Source organism: Cellulophaga sp. F20128 (assembly GCF_023015805.1).
In the GTDB taxonomy this organism is placed as follows: domain Bacteria; phylum Bacteroidota; class Bacteroidia; order Flavobacteriales; family Flavobacteriaceae; genus Cellulophaga.
This window is the reverse complement of record NZ_JALKBA010000041.1, coordinates 1-4,166: the sequence shown is the minus strand read 5'-3', so window position 1 is coordinate 4,166 and position 4,166 is coordinate 1. Positions and strand designations below refer to the sequence as shown.

The 4,166-nt window shown below is 32.6% G+C and carries 1 protein-coding gene; it reads left to right on the top strand.

Annotated features, from left to right (window positions below; all coding sequences use genetic code 11):
* Positions 1 to 715: 715 nt before the first annotated feature.
* On the top strand, positions 716 to 3,493 hold the full coding sequence (locus MWU65_RS17300; RefSeq protein ID WP_247079936.1) for a TlpA disulfide reductase family protein: 2,778 nt from the start codon (positions 716 to 718) through the stop codon (positions 3,491 to 3,493).
* The last annotated feature ends 673 nt before the right edge of the window (positions 3,494 to 4,166 follow it).

Here is a 4,166-nt window from a genome sequence, read left to right as displayed (position 1 = left end):
GACAAAACCAATGCTAAACTTCTCTTTCGGATTCTAAATAATCGCTAACTTCTTCAAATTCCATTTGAATTCATCACAAGACGGATTATTTTTAACGAAACCTCAGTTCAAGTTTTACGCTCTGTTTTTGTAGGTCGTTTTTGTCATCTAAGAAGATGTAAGTTCACCTTTAACCTAGAATCAATACTGCCACTGCCAACTGGAAACTGTCTTTTCACTCTTGAGTCTTTCTTCTTTTTGCATTTGATAAACCGGATTATTTTAACGAATCCTCAATTCAAGTTTTACGCTCTGTTTTTGTAGGTTGTTTTTTTATCCTTTACCACGAAAGCGGAAGCAAGGTTTTGATTAAGTTTTACGTCACCCTGAATTTATTTCAGGGTCTCATCGTATAATAATAAATACTAAGATGCTGAAACTCCAGAAGACTCGGGACAGCATGATGTGAGAATAAAACACAGAAATTCATTGAATAAATGCAATTCAGTCACCATATATGCAGTTCATCCGAAAATACTTTTTATTTAGGGATTATCTATTGTATTTTTAAACAGAACAAAATTTTTTAAATAGAATTAAGGATATCCAATTTAATCAAATAAAAAATCAATCAATCAAGATGAACAAACCAAAAAAAATCACAATGCACCTCAGTATTTACCTTTTTCTATTTTTTGTGAGCATAGGCTATACTCAAGAATCAATAAGCCACAATATGTCGCTACCAGAATCCGTATTTGGGGAGTGGCACAATAACAAAGGAAGTAATGAATACAATGGATTACTTATTCATCCAGGATTTATAGAATCTGGTTATAGTTCTTTTATTTATAAGGAAATTCAAAAAAATAGCGATGGTATTTTTGTGTTTTCGGGGCAAGATAATAATGAAAATACCAGGCACTTTAGAATAAAAGTGGTATCAAAAGACAGCATACAATTACAGCTTGGTGAGGGCGCTTTTAGTACGTTTGTAAAGCACAAGGTGCCGGCAAATTCAAAACGTATTACAGGTACAGAAATACCGACAGTATTTCAAAAAAATTGGTTTACTACCGACGGAAACAATACTTTAGAATTTAAGGTAGATGAAGAAAACATCAGTTTTAGAAATAAAAAATATAGTATCGAAGATATTGTTGTTTTAGGCTCAGATGCATCAGCCCAATACCGTTTTGTTGTAAAAAATGAAAATGAAAATGAAAATGAATATTGGATGTTCTATTTTAAAAACTGGAATGAACATTTTTTGCAAGTAGGTTTTAACGGTAAAATGGGCGATCTGTATAAATCCAACAAAGATTTACCCAACACAAGAATTATTGATGTTGAAAACTATTTAACGTCAACATTTCCAAAAGAACTGCGAGGAAATTGGCTAAAGACAGATGGCAGCAACCTATGGGCTTTTGGCTTGTACTACAACTACGCAATTTTGGACCGCAAAGTTTGGAATTATAAGTCTGTTCAGAAAAAAAGGAATTTTTATGTGATTACCTTGGAAAATAATGGAGCGGAAAAAATAATATACGCCAAACCGAATAAAGATGCTACCATAAGTTTTGGGAGTCATAAAAACAACTTGCTTGCCTATAGTTTAACCCCAACGAAAAACCCTAACCTTAAAATTGCCAATGACAATCTTTATACAGAATCAGAGGTTCTAAAAAGAGACTCTACTACCTATGCTGGAATTGTAAAAAACTTTGATAAGGATAGTAAGCAGAAAACAGGGCAGGTTTTTGTTAATAATGTTATCACAAGTAAACAAGAACCCTATTTAATAAAAATTGCTGATGATGGAAGTTTTTCAATAAAGTTTCCGTTGTATTACCCGCAACAAGTATTTGTGAGGCTTCCAAATAATGCGATATCAGTTTTTGTTGAACCAGGCAAAGAAACCTGGCAATTAATTAACTCTAATGCAGAAGGAGATTCTTTTTTTGCTGGAGACTGTGCCCAAATCAATACAGACTTAAACAGTTTAAATCTTAGAATGAAGTACTCTAATGAGATGAGAGCTTTGGCAAGAAGCGTAGATAACATTTCTTTACAGAGCTACAAAGAGCAATTCAATTCCATTTATGATAAAATAGAAAAACTATTAGACAGTGTAATTAAAACCCGATTTATAAGCAATAAAGCCCAACAACTTTTACGCCTAGAGTTAGCGTATGGTCGTTATATGAATATTTTAAGTTATGACATTCATAGCCAAAACCGCCAAAGCAATAAAATAGATGCCGATTATATTAATTTTATAACCCCTGAGATTTACAATAATAAATTGGCTGTAATGGCACCTAGTTATGATAGCTTTATTAACCGTTTTAAATATTTAGAACCTGTTAGAGGAAGTAATAGTATTAGTGTTACACATCCTGAAATTGATGAGCTTGCCGAAATACTTAAAAACAAAGGGGTCTTAATGTCAGATAGCGAATTTGCAACAGTAAATACACTTATAAAATTTAAAAACGATAATGGCGAAGCTTTAAAAAAACGAAAAGATTTTAATGAGAAGAATAAAGATGTATTAAGCTCGTTTGGTCAGAAAATTTCAAAGCTTTACCAAAAATTGCCTGATGAAAAACGCAATAAACTCATTAATACTAAGGGTATTATTATTGATAATATTCTTGAGATTGCAACACCTTTACAAATAAATTTTACAACTGAAGAACTAGCCATACAAAAAGCATCTAAAAATCTATTGACAAAAGAAGAACAGGCTCGATTCACAGCGCATTATAATGAAGATTATAATAAGCGAAGTCAAGAAATTTTAAGAACCTACAGCTCTCAAGTACAAGAATATGTACAATTGGAATTAAAAAGAAAGGGTATAGAAAAGTATATTCATTTTTTTGACGAAAAAGGCGTTTGGGTGACAGATTTATTTATAAGTCAAACAATTTTACGCCCTATTGTAGAACAGCTTACACCGCTTTCTAGTGAAGCCTTAAACGAATTGGTAAGTTATGTAAATTCCCCATATATTAAGGACTATATTGTTTTTGAGAACGAAAAAACAATAGCTGAAATTGAAAAAAACAAGGATAATACAGAGTATATCGTTCATGAAACCCCAGATGCCGAAGCCGATAAAATATTTGAAGCTATTATTGAAAAATATAAGGGTAAGGTAGTATTTGTAGATTTTTGGGCAACTTGGTGTGGCCCTTGTCTTTCTGGAATGCAAAAAATGAAACCTCTAAAAGAGGAATTAAAGGATGAGGATATTGTATTTGTTTACATTACCAATCAAACCTCTCCAGAAAAAACCTATAATAATATGATTCCTAATATCAATGGTGAACATTATAGGGTTTCCGCAGATGAATGGAACTATTTAGGAAAGAAATTTAATATTACGGGTATTCCGCACTATACCTTAGTTGATAAGGCGGGAAAAGTGGCAAAAAATCCTGTTTATTTTGGATCTACGGCGGATAGCTTTAAAGCTCTTTTTGAAGAATATTTAAATAAGTAAAGATGATATTTAACTATTAATTTATTGATAGTTATTGGTTGCTCGTGGACGGTTTTTAGTTTTGGCTCTTGTTTTTTATAACTACAAGCCGTCAGTTCGAGTGCTATTGAAGAATGAGATAGTGTATCGAGAACCAATTGAACCAAAAATGTCTTTTCTCTTTTCTTTTTCCATTCCTGAAAAAGAAACAAAAAATCTAGACTGACAAAAGCACAGCTAAACTTCTCTTTCGGATTCTAAATAATCGCTAACTTCTTCAAATTCCATTTGAATTCATCACAAGACGGATTATTTTTAACGAACCCTCACTTCAAGTTTTACGCTTTGTTTTTGTAGGTCGTTTTTTAACTCACTCTTAAAATATAGAAATAACCTAAGTGTCAGTTCGAGTGATTTTGAGGCACGAAAAATTGTATCGAGAACAATGATAATTGTAAAGCTTCTCGATAGTTCTGCTGAGCTTGTCGAAGTACTAATTAGTGCTTCATAATGATTGACTCGAAGTGACATTACAACTAATGAGGGTAACTAGATGTCCCCCAACCATTCGGGGCAAGTGCATCGACCGTAGGGAGAAGTGTATCGAGAACCAATTGAACCAAAAATGTCTTTTCTCTATCTTTTTCCATCGATGAAAAAGAAACAAAAAATCTAGACTGACAAAACCAATGCT

Bases quoted from the DNA above. Each gene is read 5' to 3' on its own strand.
- MWU65_RS17300 (WP_247079936.1), top strand. From the start codon at position 716: ATGTCGCTACCAGAATCCGTATTTGGGGAGTGGCACAATAACAAAGGA.